The sequence below is a fragment of the Geobacillus sp. genome (assembly GCF_017515625.1).
Lineage (GTDB): Bacteria > Bacillota > Bacilli > Bacillales > Anoxybacillaceae > Geobacillus > Geobacillus stearothermophilus.
Genome location: NZ_JAFWFM010000028.1, coordinates 1 through 2,080, shown reverse-complemented (window position 1 = coordinate 2,080; position 2,080 = coordinate 1). Strand labels below are relative to the sequence as shown.

At 56.1% G+C, this 2,080-nt stretch carries 2 protein-coding genes; both read left to right on the top strand.

The genetic code is table 11. The features are described 5' to 3' along the window. Positions 1-136 precede the first annotated feature (136 nt). Complete coding sequence (locus IKE44_RS01805) at positions 137-1,189, top strand: putative nucleotidyltransferase substrate binding domain-containing protein (protein WP_287464835.1); 1,053 nt, start codon at positions 137-139, stop codon at positions 1,187-1,189. Then, positions 1,182-1,910 (top strand): 3'-5' exonuclease, encoded by a 729-nt coding sequence (locus IKE44_RS01800; RefSeq protein WP_049625276.1) that lies wholly within the window; start codon positions 1,182-1,184, stop codon positions 1,908-1,910. Before IKE44_RS01805 ends, IKE44_RS01800 begins: the two co-directional genes overlap by 8 nt. Positions 1,911-2,080 lie beyond the last annotated feature (170 nt).

The window sequence follows — 2,080 nt, the reverse complement described above, 5'->3', positions numbered from 1 at the left end:
TGGCCGCGAAGCGCACCCTAGGTCTGTAAGATATCCACAAAACTGAAAAAGGATGTAAGGGATTTTGTCGAAAAATATTTTTTGGACACCCCTGAGGGGCCGAAAAGCCTTGATAAATCAACATTTCTAGAGGGAGGTGGAATCGTTGGCGGAAAAGGTGGCCGAACGGCTAAGTGCAGCCGAGTCGGCCGCCGAACTTCGTTTTTGTCATGATGAACTGGCGCGTGAACTGCGGCGCTGTTTGACGCTTGAACAAATGGAGCAGCTTGCAAGCGACATCGTTTGTGTGCATGAAGCCATCCTTCGCCGCGCGTTTTTCCTTGCGGAGCGGGAGACGATGAAACAGTCGGTCGGCATTCGTCCCTCGGCGTGGTGCTGGTATGTGATGGGAAGCATCGGCCAGCGTGAGCCGACGATCTGGACGGATCAGGATCACGGCGTTTTATTCGACTGTCCCGAGGAAGTGGAGGCGGATTGTTATGAATTCATCCGCCATATGGCGGCGATTGGGGTGGACATGTTGCATGAGGCTGGGTATCCGTACTGCTCCGGTTACGTGATGGCGACGAACAAGCGGTGGGCGCAGTCGGTCCGCGGTTGGGAGCAACAACTTTCTTCCTATTTCGAAAGCGGGTGGCCGAACGACATTCGTTTTTTGTTGATCGCGATGGATATGCGTCCGCTTTATGGCGAGCTGAGATTGGCTGAGGAGGGCAGGAGGATGTTGTTTTCAGCGGTGGCCAAACGGCCGCCGCTGTTGGCGCGCATGGGGGAGCACGTTCAATTCCCTCCGGTTCCGCTCGGTTGGCTGGGTAACGTGCAAACGGAGCGATGGGGGCCGCATAGTGGGGCCGTTCATATGAAACAAAGCGGCTACGTGCAACTCGCCAACGCCTTAAAATGGTTAGCCTGTTTTGCGCAAGTCCCAGCGGCGGACACGGCAGAGCGGCGGCGGGCGCTTGAGGCGGCGGGCGTATTGACGGCACCGCTTTCCACCGCCGTTGGCGAGGCGCTGTCTGTTTACTATTCGATTCGTCTCAAGTACAGCACCGAGGCGAGGGATGGTCGTGAATATGTGTTATGGCGGACGCTTGAGCGGACAGAGCAAAAGCAGCTGAAGCAAGCGATGCGCACCGCAAAACGGTTGCAGCGCTTTGTCGCCCGGCAGGTGGCTCGCATTCATGCATGAGCGGCACCGTTTTTGGCAGCGGGCGCTCCGCTTGTTGTCGCTTGGCGTTCCGCGCGAGGCATCATCCGCCTTATTTGGGCATGACCATTCGCTGCAACAGGAAACATGGCTTCGCTCGCTGCAAAAGGAAAAACAGCACATCATCAATTGGCATGACCGTTTGACTGACATCCCGTTTGTCATCATCGATATGGAAACGACCGGCTTTTCCCCGGAGAAAGGCGATGAAATTTTGGCCATGGCGGCAGCGAAAACGGTTGGAGGAGTCGTGACCGATATGTACATGACGCTCGTCAAGCCGGAAAAGCCGATCCCGCAACACATCTCCGCCTTGACCGGCATTGAGGCGAAGGATGTGGTGTTCGCTCCGCCGCTTGCCGAGGCGCTGCGCACGTTTGTGCCGTTTATTGCCACAGGCGTTTTAGTCGGCTATCATATCGGCCATGATTTGGCGTTTTTGCGCCATGCCCTTTGGCGCCATTATCGGCAAAAATGGAGCGGACGATTTCTTGACTTGCAGCCGATGATGACGCTGATCGGCCATTCGTGCCCGACGTTTGACGATGCGTTAGCTTGTTACGGCATCTGTTGCCCGCGCCGCCATACGGCGGATGGCGACGTCGAAGCGATGGCAAAGCTATGGGCGATTTTGCTCGATGAATTCCGCCAACGCGGCATCGACACGCTGCATGATCTGTACGCCGCGCTCAGCCGCCACTGACGCTCCTAGGCAGGGCAGAGGACTGGAAGGTTGGTGGAGAATGGTCATTGTTCGCCAAGCGATCGAGTTCGCCGTGAACAAAGAGTTGATTTTACAGGATCAATGTCGTTTTGGCCTAGGGCATCGGCTGAACGAAAAAAAGCGCTAAGTTTGGCGCTTTTTTTGCTGGT

Coding starts and splice junctions, on each gene's coding strand:
- IKE44_RS01800 (WP_049625276.1), top strand. CDS start 1,182: ATGCATGAGCGGCACCGTTTTTGGCAGCGGGCGCTCCGCTTGTTGTCG.